Source organism: Collinsella aerofaciens (assembly GCF_015670745.1).
In the GTDB taxonomy this organism is placed as follows: domain Bacteria; phylum Actinomycetota; class Coriobacteriia; order Coriobacteriales; family Coriobacteriaceae; genus Collinsella; species Collinsella aerofaciens_T.
Genome location: NZ_JADPCH010000001.1, coordinates 44,845 through 62,965, shown reverse-complemented (window position 1 = coordinate 62,965; position 18,121 = coordinate 44,845). Strand labels below are relative to the sequence as shown.

The window sequence follows — 18,121 nt, the reverse complement described above, 5'->3', positions numbered from 1 at the left end:
ACCATGGATCTTTCGACTTTGATGCCGCAACAGCTGCAGATTGTCAAAACGCTCGACCGCCCGCTGTTTGTCTCGGCGGGCGCCGGTTCGGGTAAGACCTTTACCCTCACGCGCCGCATCGTCTATGCGCTCTCGCCCGAATCCGGTCCGTTCGTTGAGCATCTGGACCAGGTGCTCGCCATTACCTTTACCAAAGATGCAGCGGCCGAGATTCGCGACCGCGTGCGCCGTGCGCTTATCGACGAGGGCATGGACGAGGAAGCACTGACCGTCGACGACGCGTGGATTTCGACTATTCACGGCATGTGCTCGCGTATCCTGCGCGCGCACGCGCTGGAGCTGGGCATCGACCCCGAGTTCACGGTGCTCACCGATACCGACGAGCTCATGGACCAGGCTGTTGAGCATGTGCTGGGTCGCGCGACGGCACCCGATGCCGCCCCCGAGCTCGCGGCATCGCTCAAGGCCCTCTATGCCTGGTATCCCATGGCGGGCGAGGGCGGTTCCTTTGGCGGCGGTACGACCATCAAGGGTCTGGTGCGCGACCTGCTGGAGCTGTCGAGCCAGTTGCCGGGCGGTATGGACGACGTGCGCGTGGCGCGCGGCCAGGCCGATACCTCGGCACTCGCCGATGCCTATCGCGCGGCGCTGGGCGCAAGCAAGTCCTCGACCGAGAAGGCGCAGGCGGCGCTCGATGCCATCGACGCGTTCGAGGCGAGCGGCAAGACCATGGTCGATGCGGCGCGACTCATGATGTCGTGCACCATGCCGCGCGCGAGCAAGGCATTCCCCAAGGAGCAGGTCGAGCTGCTCAAGGCCGAGGCCGCCGATGCGTTTATCAATATCGTGCTTGCCTGCGGTGGCCCGGCGCTCGATGCGCTGGTGGGCCTGGCCCGTTCCGTCGAGGCCGAGTATCGCGCACTGAAGGCTGCCCAGTCCGCCCTCGATAATAACGACCTGCTGCGTATGGCCTACGAGGCCCTGCGCGATTACCCTGCCATCCGTGCTGCGTACGAGGGCCGCTTTAAGATGGTCATGATCGATGAGTTTCAGGATACCGACCAGATGCAGGTCGATCTGATTCGTTACCTGACGGGTGCGGGGGAGCGCGCGCTGTGCACCGTGGGCGATGCACAACAGTCCATCTATCGCTTCCGCGGCGCCGAGGTCGAGGTGTTCCGTCGCCAGGAGCGCAAGGTGGGCTCGTCTGCCGCGCCCGAGGCGACTGTAGTGGCCGACGCACCTGCTGGCGAACTCGTCAAACTTGTGCGCAACTTCCGCAGCCATGACGAGGTGCTGCGTTATGTGGCACGCGTTTTCGACGGCGATGACGGCGGCCTGATGCAGGGCTTTTTGGATCTTGAGGCGAGCGACGGCCGCAAGGATACGCTGGTGGCAGACGCCTCGCGTCGTCAGGCGCTCTTTGTTGCCGGCGGCAGTACGCAGGAGCGCACACAGGCCAAGGCCCGTGCGATCGCCGAGCGCTTCCGCGCGCTTGCCGATGCCGGCCAGCCTCAGGGCGGCATGGTGCTGCTACTGGGCCGCATGACCAACGCCGACGTCTACGCCCAGGCCTTCCGCGACCAGGGGCTCGACTGCGTCATCGCGGGCGGCTCGGTCTTTGCCCAAGCAGCCGAGGTGCAGACGGTGCGCGCCCTGGTATGTGCGCTCGCCAATCCGGCCGATACGGCGCAGGGCCTTATGCCGCTGCTCGCCTCGCCGATGTTTGCGCTCGGCGCTCAGGAGTTCCTGGCGCTGGTGACCAAGCTCGATAGCGAGACGGGGGAGACCTCGCGCCGGAATATCGACGCGGGCATCATGAGTGATTTCGACGTGCCGGGTCTGCAAGATCTGCCGCTCGTGACGCGCGCCCGCGAGGTGCTGCGGTATGCGCTTCGTCGCGTGGGCCGCGATTCGTTCGCCGCCATCGCGCGCGACGTGGTCAACGCCTCCGGCTGGTTTGTGCGTCTGGCACAGCGCGGTCCCGAGGGCAAGGCCATTGCCGCCAACGTGCTCAAGGCGCTCGACGCCGTGGCCGAGGCGGAGGCCGAGTTCGGCAATTCTCCGCGCTCCATCGCGCTGGCCTTCGACCGCTTCTTGGCGGGCAAGGAAGCCCCGGGTGCCCTCAACGAGGAGGGCGACGGCGCGGTGCGCATCATGACGGTTCACGCCTCTAAGGGTCTGGAATATCCGGTCGTGGCGGTCGCCGAGTGCTTTGGCGTGCGTAAGTCCTCGGGTGCGGCACAGATGGGTCGCGTCGAGGGAGGAGCGCAGGTCGTGGCGCTGCCGGCACGCTTCGACGGCGTTAAGCTCACCGACGGAACCTTTGTGAAGGGCGACGACGTCAAAAAGCAGTTTGAGCACGCGTTTAAGGGCAAGGGCACGTCGCTGTGGCTGCCGCCGGAGCTCATGGAGGACGTCTGTGCGACGGGTTCTCCCGCCGAGGCATTTGCTCACCTGCGCAACGACGACCTGCGGCTTTCGCTCGAGGAGCGGGCCCGCTTGCTCTACGTTGCCATGACGCGTGCGCGCGAGCTGGTGATCTTGGCGATGGATGCCGGCGTGAGCCGTGGCAAGGTGACGGCGCCGACCTTCGACGTCGAGACCGATCTGACCTACGACGTGCTGCGCCGTATTTTGCCGACCGACGCTCTGGACATGCCGCAGCTCGATGCCGACCGCCTGGTGTTCGACAACTCCCAGCCGGGCGACTACGAGCTCATTTCGCTTTCGGACTTTACCTTTGGCGAGCAGGCGTTTGAGGCCAATGCTTCGCTGGATGCCGAGGGCAGGCTCGTTCGTGGCGATACCGATGTCGCCGATAATGCTGCGCACTCAACTGTGCCTGGTCCTGCCGATCCCAAGCCCGATTCGTTTGAACTCGTATATCCCCAGGCGGCGGGCGTGCGCATGGGCATCTGTCCGTTCCCGGCGCGTGATTCGTACAGCTATTCGTCGATTGCCGCGGCGCTGCATGCCGAGGCCGAGGACCGTGCCGCCGAGACGCGCGTGCCCATGGACGAGGCTGGCGATGATGCGGAGTCGGATGGCTCGGAGATGACGGATGCGGACGTGGCTGCTGTCGAGCCCGCCGGTAATCCCATGGCGCTGGGCTCGGCCTTCCACGCTGCCTGCCAGTGGCTCATCGAGATGGGTGCCGATGCGCTGCCCGCTGAGCGTGCCGATGCACTGGCGCGCCTGTGGCGCCTGACGCCGGAACAGCGCGAGCGCTTCGATGTCGCTCTGGATCGTTGGCTCAAGTCGTCGGTTCGTGCCGAGCTGCTCGCGTGGCCGTGCATCCGTGCCGAGGTGCCGTTCTTCTCGCTGGGCTGCGAGGACGAGGACATCGCTCGTTACGGTGCCTATGCTGAGGGCGCTATCGATGCACTGGCCACCGATCCGGCCGATCCGTCGCGCGCACTGGTCATCGATTACAAGACGGGTGGCACGCCGGATGAGACGCCGGACCAGCTGCTCGAGAAGCACGCCCTGCAGGCGCGCGTCTACGCCGATGCGTTGCACAAGGCGGGATTTGAGGCCGTGACCGTCAAGTTCGTCCGCGTGGAACAGGCGAATCCAGCCATCTTCGTCGAACCCGCCGAACCTCAAGTGGTCACCTACAACCTCTAGCCACCTCAGGCTTTACGGTGCTATTTGGTTAGTTTTGCGGCTGTAAAGCCCTCAATCGTCCAAATGGCACCGCAACGCATGGGAGAGCCTGGGGCGTTACAATGACTCGAACGGTTCAAACGAATAAGGAGCCATCATGCAGCTCACCAAAACGCTTAAGGTGACACCGGAGGAGCTTTTTGACGCTCTGGCGGGGTCCATCATGCAGGATATCGAGAACGCCACGGGCAAGCGTCCCAGCCGCAACAAGCTCAACGGCTATAAGTACGAGAAGCGCGCCCAGTCCGCAAAAGGCAAGGCCAAGGGCACGGCGATCAAGGTTAAGATCAAGCACTTTGACTACCCGTGCCTCTATGAGGTCCGTTTTCAGTATGCGGCGGGCATCAATACCATGCGCTATGAGGCTGCACCTGCTGGCGATGGTGCCTGCGAGCTCACCTATACCGAGGATTTTCAGGGTGTGGGTGGCAACACGTCTGGCACGCGCGGCAAGCTTGGCCTCTTCTTCTATGAGCGCAAGCTCAAGAGCCACGCCAACCAGACGATTGATCAAATCGTCAAATACATCGAGGGTGAGCGCCGCGTAAAGGCTAATCCCGTCTTCGCCGATGATACTGCCGAAAACGCTTCGGATGTATTCCATTGATACCCTGTGCAAAAGCTTTACCGCTCTTCACATCAACTGTGAACACTTCAGGCTTCGAATCAGTAGCGAGCGGCCCGACAAAAATAGTTGTTGGTAGTGCCAAATGAATAAGAATGCCACTACGCAACTGCACGTCTATTCCGCCTTTTTCGTTCTCACGGGATTTGTTTTAAATCGGGGAGTGTTTCTACTTTTCCTTGCGGAGAAAGGAATGTCTGTTACGGAAATCGCGCTTTATCAAGCCCTGTTCAACATAGCAACGGTCGTCCTCGAGCTGCCAACAGGGCTGATAGGCGATTTCTTTGGAAAGAAGTTTTCGATTCAAGTGGGCGTGCTGCTGCTTTTCTTCCATACCGCCGGCATGCTGTTGCTCTCAGGCCCCTTTCTTGTCGTGCTTTCCCTTGTTGAGGCACTCGCCTACTCCCTTCAATCGGGATCCGAACAAGCACTTTTATATGAAATTGCCCGAAATGCCGGTCAAGGAGAGCGCTTCCTCACCATCAACGCTCGGCTGCTTGCCGCGCAATCAATCGCTACGGGAATGGCAATTGTGCTCGGATCTTTCATTGCCCAAGTATCTTGGAGTGCCCTCTACGTATGTGTCTCCGTTTTCTATCTCCTGCAGCTTTTCCTTCTGTATCCCATTGAGAGGACGGAAACGACCCGTTCTGAAAGATCAGAAAAGGGGAGGTTTGACGCAGCCAAGATGTTCAGGCGCGAGACCTGGCGCGTTGGAGAATCCGCTTTTGCGGTATTGCTTCTCCTCATCGGCACAAGCATGCTCGACGGATTCTACGGGAGTTATTACAACTTGAATCAGTTGGTATTCGACGCATTTGATGCTCCCGTCTCCATAATAGGAATCTTTTTCGGTGCATCCTATGCAGTAAATGCGACGGCCTACATTGCAGCAGATTTCTTCTCATCGCGTTTCGGGAAAAGAAATACCATGCGCGGCTCGATGCTAATTGAGGCTGGCCTTTTCATGATTCTTCCGTGGTTCGCTTCAAATCCGCTGTGTTTGTTTGGCCTTAGCATGGTGCTTTGTTTTCTCCCAGAAGTGGTGTACATCACTTCGGAAAACTTAATCCAAGACGCGATAGCGGACGATCTCCGCGCGACGATCCTTTCCATCGCATCTCTGGTAAGGGCTCTCTTTTCCGCAATGTTTTTCTCCATATTTGGACATGTGTTAGGGTTATATCCCATTCAGATAGCGCTCGGTATTATTGGCGCAATCGCGATAGCAATTACCGCCGTCGTTTCATTAAAAATGGTAGGAATGCAGGTCTCCAAGAATTGATATATCGATTGACGAGCCATCCGAAGCGTCGAGCCTTCTTGATGGACATGACTATTCGTCACAAATCATTCCGCGCATCGCCGGGGTTCCAGTAATACTCGATATATCTGGATGCCCTCATTCCCCTTTTTGAAGGTTCCAAAAAGACTACCCGTGTGGGTTTGGCTAGGTTCGGGTGCTGTCCGTGCCGTGGGGTAAAATCGTTCAGTCAGAACACGAACCCGCATCGGAGCTCATCACATGGCATTCGTCCATCTGCACAATCACACTGTTTTCTCCATGCTCGACGGCGCAACCCGTATCCAGGATATGGTCAACCGTGCCGTTGAGCTGGGCATGCCTGCCGTGGCCATCACCGACCACGGCTACATGTACGGCGTACCCGACTTGGCGCTGGCCTGCGACGCCGTCAATCACAACACGCCCGAGTACAAAACCTGGAGCCACGACAAGGCCTTCTTGGAAAAGGACCGCCGCGACGAGCTGGTGGAGCCCGATCCCGAGTCCAACCCGCGCGAGCATGCCCAGTACGTCAAAGACATGGCCATGTGGGACGAGAAAGGCAATATCGACGAGCTCAAGCCGCCCCTGGTCATCAAGCCCATCTTTGGCTGCGAGGTCTACTTTACGCCGGACGAGACCCTTGCCCGCGACCACAAGCCCGAGCTCTACCACATGATCCTTCTGGCCAAGGACCAGGAGGGCTACGTCAACCTGATGCAGACGGTCTCCGAGGCCGCCGTGCAGGGCTTTTACTACAAGCCGCGCGTGACGCTCGACAACCTGCGCCGCCATGCCAAGGGCATGATCTGCACGAGCGCCTGTATCGCGGGCATCATCCCCAAATACATCGACCACGGCGACATGGAAGGCGCCATCAAGTGGGCCGAGACTTTCCGTGATACCTTCGAGCCCGGCGACTTCTACATCGAGATCCAGGAACACGGCATCACCACCGACAACGGCCTGACTGACGAGCAGATGGACCGCACACTCATTGATATCGCCAAGCAGGTGGGCGTCAAGGTCATCGCCACCAACGACTTCCACTACCTGCGCCGCGAGGATGCGCCCGTGCAGGACGTCATCATGTGCATCGGCATGAACGCCAAGGTCGACGACCCCAACCGCATGCGCATGACCGGCTCGGAGTTTTACATGAAGACCGAGGAGGAGATGCGGGCGATGTTCCCGTATTGCCCCGAGGCCTGCGACAACACGCTCGAGATCGCCGACAAGTGCTACGTGGAGCTGGACTGGGACTCCATCATCCTGCCGCGCTTCCCGCTGCTCGACCCCGGCGAGACGCACGAGAGCCAGTTCCGCCGCGAGTGCGAGAAGGGCCTGCGCCAGCACTACGGTGACGACTGGGCCACGCGCGAGATCGGTGGCGTCAACATCAAAGAGCGCTTTGAGTACGAATACAAGGTCATCTGCGACAAGGGCTTTGCCGCCTACTTTTTGATCGTCGCTGAGTACGTGCAATGGGCCAAGGACAACGGCATTGGCGTCGGCCCCGGCCGTGGCTCGGCTGCCGGCGCTATCGTCGCCTACGCCATGAACATCACCGCGTTCGATCCGCTCGAGAACGGCCTGATGTTCGAGAGGTTCCTGTCCCCGCAGCGTACCGAGATGCCCGATATCGATATGGACTTCGACGATGAGCGGCGCCTCGAGGTCGTGGAGCACGTTCGCCAGCTCTACGGCCCCGAGAAGGTCACCCACGTCATCACCTACTCGACCATTAAGGCCAAGCAGGCCATCAACGACGCCGCGCGCGTCCTGGACTATCCTGTCTACATGGGCCAGCGCCTGTCCAAGATGGTCTCGAGCGACCCCAAGGTCAAGCTCAAGCAGGTGCTCGACAAACAACCCGGCAAAGAGGATTTGTTTAACCCCGATTTTGCCGAGGCCTATAAAAAGGACGACGACGCCCGCCGCATCATCGACACGGCGCTCTCGATCGAGGGTCTCACCCGTGGCGAGGGTGTGCACGCGTGCGCCGTTCTGATCTGCCGCGACCCCGTCAACGAGCACGTGCCCACCAAGCTCGACACCAAGGGCGGCGTCGAGATTACCCAGTACGAGGGCCATACCGTCGCCGACATGGGCCTGCTCAAGATGGACTTCCTGGGCCTGCGCACGCTGACGGTTATCTCCAAGGCCAAGGCAAACATCAAGAAGAACTTCGGCATCGACATCAAAGAGGAAGAGATTCCCTTTGACGATCCCGAGATCTTTAAGCTCATGGGCTCCGGTCACACCGCCGGCGTCTTCCAGGTCGAGTCCGCCGGCATGACGGCCACGATCAAGAACATGAAGCCCACCGAGTACAAGCACGTCGTGGCATTGATCGCTCTGTACCGCCCGGGCCCGTTGGGCGCCGGCATGGTTTCGTCCTACATCAACCGTATGAACGGCAAGGAGCCGGCCGTCTCCTACGATGACCGTCTGGACGACATCCTGGGCGAAACCTACGGCACCATGGTCTACCAGGAGCAGGTTATGCTCATCTCCGTCGAGATGTGCGGCTTCTCCAAGGGCGAATCGGACTCGCGTATCCGTAAGCCCGTGGCTAAGAAAAAGATTAAGCTGCTCACGTCGACGGTGCTCCACTGGGAGGATGGCTCGGACGAGACCACTTACGACCACTGGATGAATGGCGCTATCAAGAACAACTACACGCGCGAGGTCGCCCAGAAGATTTGGGACGATGTTCTCGAGTTCGCGTCCTACGCCTTCAACAAGTCGCACTCCGCCGGCTACGCCATTCTGGTTATGCAGACGGCATGGCTCAAGGCGCACTATCCGCACGAGTACATGGCGGCCGTTCTGACGTCCTATACGGGCAAGACCGATAAGATCGTGCACTACGTCTCGGCATGCCGTCACGACGGCATCCCCGTGCTTTCGCCAGATGTCAACGAGTCCGGTACCGAGTTCACGGCTACCAAGGAGGGCGTGCGCTTTGGTCTGGCCGGCATCCGCGGCGTGGGCACCGGCGTGGCGCAGGCGATTATCGCCGAGCGCGAGGCGGGCGGTCCGTTTAAGACGCTGCACGACTTTGTCGAGCGCGTGGACTCGAGCCAGGCCAACCGCCGCGTGATCGAATCGCTGATCAAGGCAGGCGCCTTCGACTCCACGGGGTATCCGCGTCGCCAGATGATGCACTTTGTGGACAAGAACAACCCCGAGAACATCATCGATGCCGCGGTAAAGCGCCAGAAAGATCGCGCGAGCGGCCAGACGTCGTTCTTCGATATGTTTGGCGACGTTGAGGGCTCGGGCTTTGAGGTGAGCGTGCCCGATCCGGATGGCCAGGAGTGGGACCGCCACCTTAAGCTGAGCCAGGAGAAGGAAGTTCTGGGCATCTATGTCTCGGACCACCCGCTGCGCCCGTTTGAGTATGCACTTAGCAAAGCGCGCGACTTCTCGTTCTCGCAGATCGACACCGGCTACGAAGTTCAGAATCCTACGGGCGGCACCATCAACCAGGAGATTCCCGAGGGCAAGGCGCTGTGGTGGGCCGGCATGGTCTCGAGCGTGTCCAAGCGCGTGACCAAAAACGGCGACCCCATGGGCATCGTGCAGCTCGAAGACATGGAAGGCGAGGCCACGGTCGTGGTGTTCCCCAAGACCTACAAGGAGGCCGAGGGGTACCTGTACGGCGAGGTCGATCCCGAGACCGGCGCGCAGCTGTCCGATGCGTTTGTGCGCATTAAGGGCAAGCTCGAGCGCTCGGACCGCGGCGACCAGATCATCGCGCAGGAGATCGTGCCGCTCGAGCTTAGCGAGGAGAACAACAAGCCCAAGGTCTTTGAGGTCATGGTGCCCAACAGTCGATTTAGCCAGGGCAATATGGCGCGCCTGGCCACGGTGCTCACCACCAACCCGGGCGGCGACCGCGTGGAGATCTTTATTGAGCAAGTCGACGGGCGCGTGCTGCGTGCTGAGGTGCCGGCCAAGGTCAATGCACGCTCGATTCCGCTGCTGGCAGAGGCAAAGGCCATCGTCGGCAACCAAGGCCGCGTGACGGTTATCTAAGCTACCCCGGGTGAGATTGGAGGAAGTGATGGCGCAGGGGACGTTTGTGCAGGCGCTTCGCAAAGAGGCGGCGTTGAGCGGCACCTTTATGAAGGGGCGTTCGCTCATGCTCAACGGCGCCGTGCTGTCGATCGAGGACAGCGGCTCGCGCTTCTCCAAAAACGTGACGGTTGAGGGCTCGGTGCGCGGTTCGCGCGGCGACCTGTACAAGACGCACGTGGCGCTCGACATGGACGAGCACGAGGTGATCGACTACGACTGCGATTGCCCCGCCGCCTATCGTTACCCCGGTATGTGCAAGCATGCCATCGCTACAGCGCTGGCGTATCTGGACGCCAGCGGCGTTGAACCTGTTGAGGGGCTGCGCACACCGGTCCGCACGTTTACGGCGCAGCCGAAACAGCCCGCGCGCACCGCGCTCAAAGCGCCGGCCGTCAATCCCAACTTTCCCTTTCCGGCGCCCGTCCCCACGAGTCCCAGCCTCATGGCGGCGCTCTCCGATCTTTCGGACGCACGCATGGATGAGCTGGCGAGCATGCGCCGCAAGCTCGCTGGCAGTGTGGATCCCGATGCCCCCAAGGCGGTGTTGGAGCCCTCGTTGGTGCCGTACTACAATCCACTGTTTGCCGACCGCTTTAGCTGGGCGCTCGAGCTTCGCATTCGTTGTGGATCGGTCTCCTACGTGGTCAAGGATATCGACGGCATGGCCGACGCCTATGTCCGAGGCGGCACCTTCTCGTACGGCAAGAAGCTCACGTTTGTCCATACGCCCGAAGCCTTCGAGGACGTGTCGACAAAGCTGCTCAACCTTGTTGTGACGACAGTTGCCTATCTCGATGACATCACAAGCTCGCGTTCGGCGTCGTACGACTTTGCCCGCAGCGGTTTTGTCGCCGAGCGTCAGTTGCCGCTGTCCGAGCATAGCATCGTATATGTGCTGGACCTGCTGCGTGGCCAGACCATCTCCTTTGAGCCCGCCTGGTCGCGGGGGACGACGACGCATCGCACCTATGACGTGGCGGTTGAAATGCCTCCGGAAGGGGAGGACGAGGCTCTGTCTAAGCGCCCACCGCTCCTTGCCGCCAAAATCGCGCCGGCGGCTGGCGGCAGCTACGATCTACGCCTGCCGGCCGATGCATACTGCTTTGCTTCGGGCGACGTTGCCTATCTGGTCGACACCCGCCGTGCGCGCCGCGCCGATGTAGCGTTTGCCCAGCATGCGGCGCCGTTCCTATCGCGCTTACTGCCCTGTCGCACGCCGATCCATATCGCTGTCGACCAGGTGGGGGAGTTCTGTCGTATGGCGCTGCCCATTTTGCGCGACTACACCGACCTTACCGCGCCCGCCGTGCTCGACACCGTGGCGCCCGAGCCGAGCTTTGCCATGGCAATCGGTGTCGACGACGGGCTCGTGACCTGCAAGATTACGGTTTCCTACGGCGACTGGTCGGCAGATCTCTTTAGCCTGGGTGCTCCGGGAAGCCCCTTCGAAGAACAGCGCCCGGGCGTGCCGCCGCGCGACGAGATAGCAGAGTTTCGCGTTATGGACACGGCGGCCCTGTATTTCGACTTTTACGAGGGCGGCCTGGCGTTTGAGGAGCGCGACGACGAGAGCCTGTTCTGCTTGCTGACCGAGGGCCTGTCTGCCCTGTCCGAGCTGGGCGAGGTCATGCTCAGCGACCACCTACGCCAGATCTCGGTGCGCCCTGCGCCCAAGCTTTCGGTGCGTGCCACCGTCAAGAGCAACCTGCTCGATGTTGAACTGGGCGCGAGCGGTCTTTCGGCGGCAGATCTTGCCATCTACCTCGACTCCTACAAGCGCCATCAAACGTTTGCGCGCCTTACGTCCGGCGACATCATTCGCCTGGACGAGGGCGCTCGAGCCGCGTTTGGCCTCGCCAAGGACCTGGGCGTCGATGCCGTCGACCTGCTCGACGGCGTGTCGCTTCCCGCGTCGAGTACCCTGTTCGTCGATGGCATGCTCGCACGCACGCCCGCGCTCGAGGCCGATCGCGACGCTGCGTTCCGCCGTACCGTCGAGCGCCTGGACACGCTCGGCAAGATGGACTTTACGGTACCCGCCTCGCTCAAGGCCACGCTGCGTGGCTACCAGGTCGACGGCTACCAGTGGCTCGGCTCGCTTGAGCATCTGGGCCTCGGCGGTATCTTGGCCGACGATATGGGCCTGGGCAAAACGCTCCAGATGATCGCGCATATCCTGGTGCGCGTGGAGGCGGGGGACAACAAGCCCACGCTCGTGGTATGCCCGGCCTCACTCGTGTACAACTGGACTGCCGAGCTGGAGCGCTTTGCGCCCTCGCTGGATGTGTGCGCCATCGTGGGCGCCAAGGCTCAACGCCGCGTGCAGATAGCAGGCGCCGACGAGCATAACGTGGTCGTGACGTCGTATGACCTCATGCGCCGCGATATCGACGAGTATGCCGAGCGGGACTTTGCCCGCGTGGTGCTCGATGAGGCCCAGTACATTAAAAACCCGCTCACCCAGGTGGCGCGCGCCGCAAAGCGCCTGCCTGCCGGCGTGCGCTTTGCCCTGACGGGCACGCCCATCGAAAACCGCCTATCCGAGCTCTGGAGCATCTTCGACTTTTTAATGCCGGGCCTGCTCGGCACGCGCGAGTCGTTTGCCAAGCGCTTCGAAAGCCCGGTCGAGCATGCCGAGGGCGACAGTGCCGCTCGTCTGCAGGCGCTCGTATCGCCGTTTGTGCTGCGTCGCGTCAAGGAAGATGTGGTGGCCGACCTGCCCGAGAAGATCGAGGATACGGTGATGGCGCAGCTTACCGGAGAGCAGCGCAAGCTTTACCTGGCCAACCAGGATCGCATTGCCCAGCAAGTGCAGCACCGCGAGGCGGGGGAGTTTAAGAAAGACAAGCTCAAGGTACTTGCTGAGCTCACCAAGCTGCGCCAGATCTGCTGCGACCCGCATCTGCACTATGCGGACTATAAGGCGGGAAGCGCCAAGCTCGATACGTGCATGGAGCTCGTCCACGGCGCGCTCGACGGCGGTCATCGCATTTTGCTGTTCAGCCAGTTTACGGGCATGCTCGATATCATCGGCAGGCGCTTGGCCAAGGAGGACATCGCCTTCCTTAAGCTCACAGGTGCATCGTCCAAGGAGGGCCGCGCCAAGATGGTTGCACAGTTCCAAGCGGGCGAGGTGCCGGTGTTCTTGATTTCGCTCAAGGCAGGCGGCGTGGGCCTTAATTTGACGGCTGCCGACGTGGTCATTCACTACGACCCGTGGTGGAACGTGGCCGCGCAGGACCAGGCGACCGATCGCGCCCACCGCATTGGCCAGCAGCACACCGTGACCGTGTACAAGCTCATCGCCAAGGACACGATCGAGGAGCGCATTATGCAGATGCAGGAGTCCAAACGCGATCTGGTCAACAGCGTGCTCGGCGGCGACGGCATCTCATCGGCGCTGTTCACGCGCGAGGATGTTCTGGCGCTGCTCGGCGGCGACGGGCGCTAACCCGCTCGGGTGGGGCCGCCAGGGCGGATAGTACGCGCCGCCTCACCGTTCCCGCCCGTTATGTGTTCATTTGCCATGCCGTGGATGGTTCGCCTGCCTTTGGGCATAAGAAGCATCAGGAATATTGGCACATCAGCAAAGGAGAACATCATGGCGAAATTCTTTAAGGACTCCGACGGCAAGCTTGTTGCCGCCCTTGGCGACGGCGTTGCGACCCCTGCCGGTTGCACGGAACTGACTTCAAGCACTGAGGACGCGGCTCACGAGAAGCACGTGCCTGTTGTCGAGAGCGAGCGCGACGGTCACGTGATCCGTGCGCGCGTGGGCTCGGTCGAGCATCCCAGCCTGCCCGAGCACTATATTGAGTGGATCGCCCTTGAGGCCGAGGGCCGCTTAGAGGTCCATTACCTTGAGCCCGGCATGAAACCCGCGACGTTTTTCGCGGGCGGCTCCAAGACCGGTACCGTCTATGCCTACTGCAACCTGCACGGGCTGTGGTCCGCGACATTCTAGGAGCGCGCCCCCGCTCGGGGTATCATAGCTAGCATATGCACATGCAAGCGCCGGCTGCATTATGCGGCCGGCGCTTTTACTACGATTTCGATGGTTTACGACGGAAAGGGCTGGGCCATGAAGCTCGCGCTTGCACAGATCGATATGCGCCTGGGTGATATTGAGGGCATTTGCGGCCGCATCGAGGACCAGGCTCGTCTGGCCCACGAGCGCGGGGCGCGCGTGCTGTGCGTTCCGGCTCCGCTCTTTATGGGCGCCATGCCCGGTGGCCTGGTGGGCGCTGCCGACTTTGAGCACGACGTGCTTGCCGGTTTGACTGGTGTCGCCGAGCGTATCCAGGAGCTTGACATGATCTGCATCGTGCCCGCGGCGGTTTCGTTTGAGGGTCAGCCGCTGCTCGACTACATGATGCTCAAGGACGGTCATGTGGTGCCGGCGCGTTCGAGCATTGCCTTGCAGCGTGGCGAGAACAACGACACGCGTTGGGCGCCGCCGGTGTTCGACGTGGACGGCGTGCGCATCGCCGTGATTTTTGACTTGGACCGCGAGCTCGAGATGTTGCCGACCGGCGTCGACCTCATCGCGTATTTCCAATTCAACGCGTTTGACATGACCGACCGCGAGACTGCCGCCATTGCCGCCGTTCGCAGCGGCGCCTACCGCAAGATCGCATCCAAGCGCAGCGTGTGGTTTGCCTGCATGGCGCCGGTCGGTGCCTATGACGAGTCGGTGTATACCGGCGGTTCGTTTGTGCTCGACGACTGCGGTCGCGTGGTGGCCCAGGCGCCGTGTTTTGAGGAGAGCCTGCTGGTTCAGGAGATTCAGCGTGGCGTGATGCTCGATGCCCTGGAAGATCACGAACTGCCCGAGTTCCGTTCCGAGGAGTGGCTGTGGCAGGCGCTGGTGCTCGCCGTGCGCGACAACGCCCGAGCCCACGGTGCGTCGCGTGCTGTGGTGGCACTCGAGGGTGACTTGCCGTCGTCCCTGCTGGCGGCGCTGGCCGTCGACGCTCTGGGTCCGCGCAATGTGATTGGCCTGGTGCTGGGGCGCAACCGTATCTTTACGCCGGCGCAGGAAGAGGCCGAGGCTGCCCGCTGTGCCGCCGTCCGCGCCATCGCCGAGCGTTTGCACATTCGCACCGTCGAGCGCGATGCACCGAATGCGGCGCGTGTGCTCGATCGCGACGTGTCGGCGGGCGATGCCGAGCGTCTGCGCTCGCGCACGCTGGGCCTCATGCTGGAGGACACGGCGCTCGAGCTGGGTGCGATGGCGCTGAGCCCGCTGTCCAAAACCGAGTATGCGCTGGCGGCGCCGGCGCTTTGCGGCGGTTACCAGGGCGACTTTGCGCCCTTTGGCGATGTGTACCTGTCGACGCTTGAGTTTGTGGCGCGTGTGCGCAACCGCACGTCTGCCGTGGTGCCCCAAGAGCTCGTGACGCTCAACGCGGTGGAAGATTGTATGGAGCGCGTGCTGGCGCAGGCGCTCTCGACGCTCGACGGTCCGGTCGATATGCTCGACCGCGCGGCACAGCTGCTCGGCGGGCTTGAGCCGGGTGAGGTCGATGGCGCGCTCGAGGCGCACGTGGACCGCAATCGATCTTTCGACGACATCCCGATGGCCGCCGGCAAGCCCGAGGCTTGCTCGCTGCTGCTGATGCTCGTGCGTCAGGGCGAGGCCGCCCGCCGCATGCTGCCGACGGCGCCGATCGTCTCGGCCCGTTCGTTTGTTGAGCGCGCCTGGCCGTACATGCTCGCGTGGTCCGACCTGGGGCTGAGCGGCAAGGAACGCATGACGGTCGATGCGCTGGCGCGCGCCGAGGTGAACCGCTTTGCCGACGAGGATACAAGCGAGCGCATGCGTGGCGAGATGATGGGCATATTGGGTGACCTGTTGGGCATTTCGCCCGAGCAGATGGAGGAGCTGCGCTCTGAGGACGGTCAGCGTCGTTTACACGAGGGAATGAAAAAGTTCGAGGGCGAGGTTCAGGACGCCATCGATAAGATGATGGGCGGTCAGGGCGGCTCGCAAGGTAGTCCCCAGGGTGGCCCGATGCCGCACCCGCCAGTAGATCCGAGGCAGTTCCCCTTTTTCTCGCAGAACTAACTATGGGATAGGATTCGCTTCCAACCCCGATACTTCAACTAAGCATCTTGGCCCCGTTGTGTTATTCTAGAACAGACGTTCGTGAATGATGCGCGGGGCCTTGTCTTGCGCTGTGCTTGTGGCGAGGGGAGGTCGGCTTGGTTATCTTGGGCATTGACCCCGGTTTGGCTCATACGGGTTGGGGGATTATCGAGGAGCGGCGTGGCGAGGTTCGCTGCCGTGCCTACGGTTGCATCGAGACCAGCGCGGGCAGCCCGCTTGCGGTGCGCCTGTCGCATATCGCCCGTGACCTTAAGGATGTCGTCGAGCGTTATCGACCCGACACAGCTGCTGTCGAGAGCATCTACTTTGGCGCCAACGTTCGTTCGGCCATCCCCACGGCGCATGCCCGCGGTGCTGCACTCGTAGCGCTTTCGGAATGCGCGCTCGAGATTGGCGAGTACACGCCCATGCAGATCAAACAGGCTGTGGTGGGCACCGGCGCCGCGGACAAGCGGCAGGTCGCCTATATGGTACGCACGCTAACACAGCTCGACCACGACCCGCATCCCGACCATGCCGCCGATGCCCTGGCCTGCGCCATCTGCCACGTAAACCTCAGCCGCACCCGCGCCCTCACCGGTGGCGAGTTCTATCAACAGAGAGGAACCGGATACTGATGATTTCCCAGCTCCACGGAACGCTTGTCGAGTCCACGATGAGCTCTGCTGTCGTCGATGTGTCGGGCGTTGGCTTTGAACTCGGCATCTCGGGCAGCACTGCGGCCACGTTGCCGACGCCCGGCGGCGAGGTCCGTCTCTACACGCGTATGCAGGTGCGCGAGGACGCCATGACACTTTTCGGTTTTTCCTCAAAGGATGAGCGCACGATGTTCGACCGGCTCGTGTCCGTTTCGGGCGTTGGCCCGCGCCTGGCGCTTGCCGTGCTTTCCACCTATACCGTGGGGCAGCTGTATTCGCTGGTGATGGCCGAGGACGACAAGGGCATGGCCAAGGTACCCGGTGTGGGCAAAAAGACAGCTCAGCGCCTGATCCTGGAACTCAAGAGCACCTTTGCCAAGGATAAGGGCTTTGTGCCGGTCGACGTGATTCCCGGACAGGTTGCGATGCCCGTGCCCGCTGCCGCTCCCTCGGCGATCGACGATGCCCGTGCGGCACTCCTTTCCATGGGCTTTAGCCCGCAGGAGACCGATGTTGCCCTGAGCGGGTATGATGGGCAGAATATGCGTGTCGAGGATCTGCTCGGCGCGGCGCTTAAGCGACTCGGAATGGATGCGTGATGTGGGAAGCCGATGACTCTCAGGACCTGTGGGCGACGCCCGGCAACTCGCCGGCGGCATCCATGGCGCACGGCGAGCGCATGGTGGGCTCGGAGCTGACGGCCGAGGACCTCGATGTCGACCGCACTTTGCGCCCCCAGCGCCTGGACGATTACTGTGGCCAGGAGCACATCAAGCAGAGCCTGCGCGTGTTGATCGAAGCGGCGCAGAGCCGTGGTGAGACGCTCGACCACGTGATTTTCTCGGGTCCTCCGGGCCTGGGCAAGACCACGCTGGCCACCGTTATCGCCAACGAGCTGGGCGCTCAGATCAAGACCACGAGTGGCCCTGCCATCGCGCGCACGGGCGACCTGGCGGCCATCCTTACTAACTTGCAGCCGGGTGATGTGCTGTTTATCGACGAGATCCACCGCCTCAACCGTTCGGTCGAGGAGGTCCTGTACCCCGCGATGGAGGATTTTGCCCTCGATATCGTGATTGGCAAGGGTCCGGCGGCGCGCTCGATTCGCCTGGATATTCCCAAATTTACGCTGGTAGCGGCAACGACCCGCTCAGGCATGTTGACAGGCCCGTTGCGCGACCGCTTTGGCATTTCATATCGCCTGGATTACTACACGGTCGAGGAGCTCGCGCAGATTGTGACGCGCTCGGCGACTATCCTGGGCGTGACGATCGATCATCCCAGTGCACTCGAGATCGGCTCGCGTTCGCGCGGTACGCCACGTCTTGCCAACCGCCTGCTCAAGCGCGTGCGCGACTATGCACAGGTGCGCGGCAACGGTCCCATTGAGCTCGATATCTGCCGTCAGGCGCTCGAGTTCTTCGAGATCGACGAGCTCGGTCTGGACTGGATGGATATTCGTATCTTGGAGACGCTTGCCAAGACGTTCTCCGGTCGTGCCGTGGGACTTACGACCCTTGCCAGCGCGGTGGGCGAGGACCCGGGCACGCTCGAGGATGTCTATGAGCCCTATTTGCTGCAGTGCGGGTTGATGATTCGTACGCCGCAGGGCCGTCAGGCAACCCTTCGCACCTTTGAGCACCTGGGGATTGAACCTACCGTTTAGGGCGCTTTGTTTTGGCGGGCTGTTGGACTATCGCTGGGCATCG

10 protein-coding genes are annotated in these 18,121 nt (G+C 61.8%); all 10 read left to right on the top strand.

Going from position 1 to position 18,121, the window contains the following annotated elements; translation table 11 throughout:
- Positions 1-3: 3 nt before the first annotated feature.
- The 10 genes from I4W07_RS00230 to ruvB all read left to right on the top strand — a co-directional run bounded on the left by I4W07_RS00230 (position 4) and on the right by ruvB (position 18,078).
- Positions 4-3,630: a UvrD-helicase domain-containing protein gene (locus I4W07_RS00230; protein ID WP_196025229.1), complete on the top strand. Its 3,627-nt coding sequence runs from the start codon at positions 4-6 to the stop codon at positions 3,628-3,630.
- 136 nt (positions 3,631-3,766) lie between these two features.
- Positions 3,767-4,276 carry a DUF3284 domain-containing protein gene (locus I4W07_RS00225; protein WP_055310205.1) on the top strand — a complete coding sequence of 170 codons (510 nt, stop codon included), beginning with the start codon at positions 3,767-3,769 and terminating at the stop codon, positions 4,274-4,276.
- A 103-nt stretch (positions 4,277-4,379) separates the two neighbouring features.
- The gene (locus tag I4W07_RS00220; protein WP_196025228.1) at positions 4,380-5,579 is read left to right on the top strand and encodes an MFS transporter; all 1,200 of its coding nucleotides are present in this window, start codon (positions 4,380-4,382) and stop codon (positions 5,577-5,579) included.
- 240 nt (positions 5,580-5,819) lie between these two features.
- On the top strand, positions 5,820-9,623 hold the full coding sequence (gene dnaE / locus I4W07_RS00215) for a DNA polymerase III subunit alpha (protein WP_196025227.1): 3,804 nt from the start codon (positions 5,820-5,822) through the stop codon (positions 9,621-9,623).
- Positions 9,624-9,651: 28 nt separating this feature from the next.
- Entirely contained in the window at positions 9,652-13,116 is a 3,465-nt protein-coding gene (locus I4W07_RS00210; RefSeq protein WP_196025226.1) for a DEAD/DEAH box helicase, read from the top strand.
- A 150-nt stretch (positions 13,117-13,266) separates the two neighbouring features.
- Positions 13,267-13,629 (top strand): desulfoferrodoxin family protein, encoded by a 363-nt coding sequence (locus I4W07_RS00205; RefSeq protein ID WP_196025225.1) that lies wholly within the window; start codon positions 13,267-13,269, stop codon positions 13,627-13,629.
- Between the two features lie 117 nt (positions 13,630-13,746).
- Positions 13,747-15,732, top strand: a complete 1,986-nt coding sequence (locus I4W07_RS00200; RefSeq protein WP_196025224.1) for an NAD(+) synthetase — start codon at positions 13,747-13,749, stop codon at positions 15,730-15,732.
- Between the two features lie 137 nt (positions 15,733-15,869).
- Complete coding sequence (gene ruvC, locus I4W07_RS00195) at positions 15,870-16,391, top strand: crossover junction endodeoxyribonuclease RuvC (RefSeq protein ID WP_118405685.1); 522 nt, start codon at positions 15,870-15,872, stop codon at positions 16,389-16,391.
- A complete protein-coding gene (gene ruvA, locus I4W07_RS00190; protein ID WP_099431955.1) occupies positions 16,391-17,011 on the top strand; it encodes a Holliday junction branch migration protein RuvA in 621 nt (206 codons plus the stop codon). Before ruvC ends, ruvA begins: the two co-directional genes overlap by 1 nt.
- Positions 17,011-18,078 carry a Holliday junction branch migration DNA helicase RuvB gene (ruvB, locus tag I4W07_RS00185; RefSeq protein WP_022095140.1) on the top strand — a complete coding sequence of 356 codons (1,068 nt, stop codon included), beginning with the start codon at positions 17,011-17,013 and terminating at the stop codon, positions 18,076-18,078. Before ruvA ends, ruvB begins: the two co-directional genes overlap by 1 nt.
- Positions 18,079-18,121 lie beyond the last annotated feature (43 nt).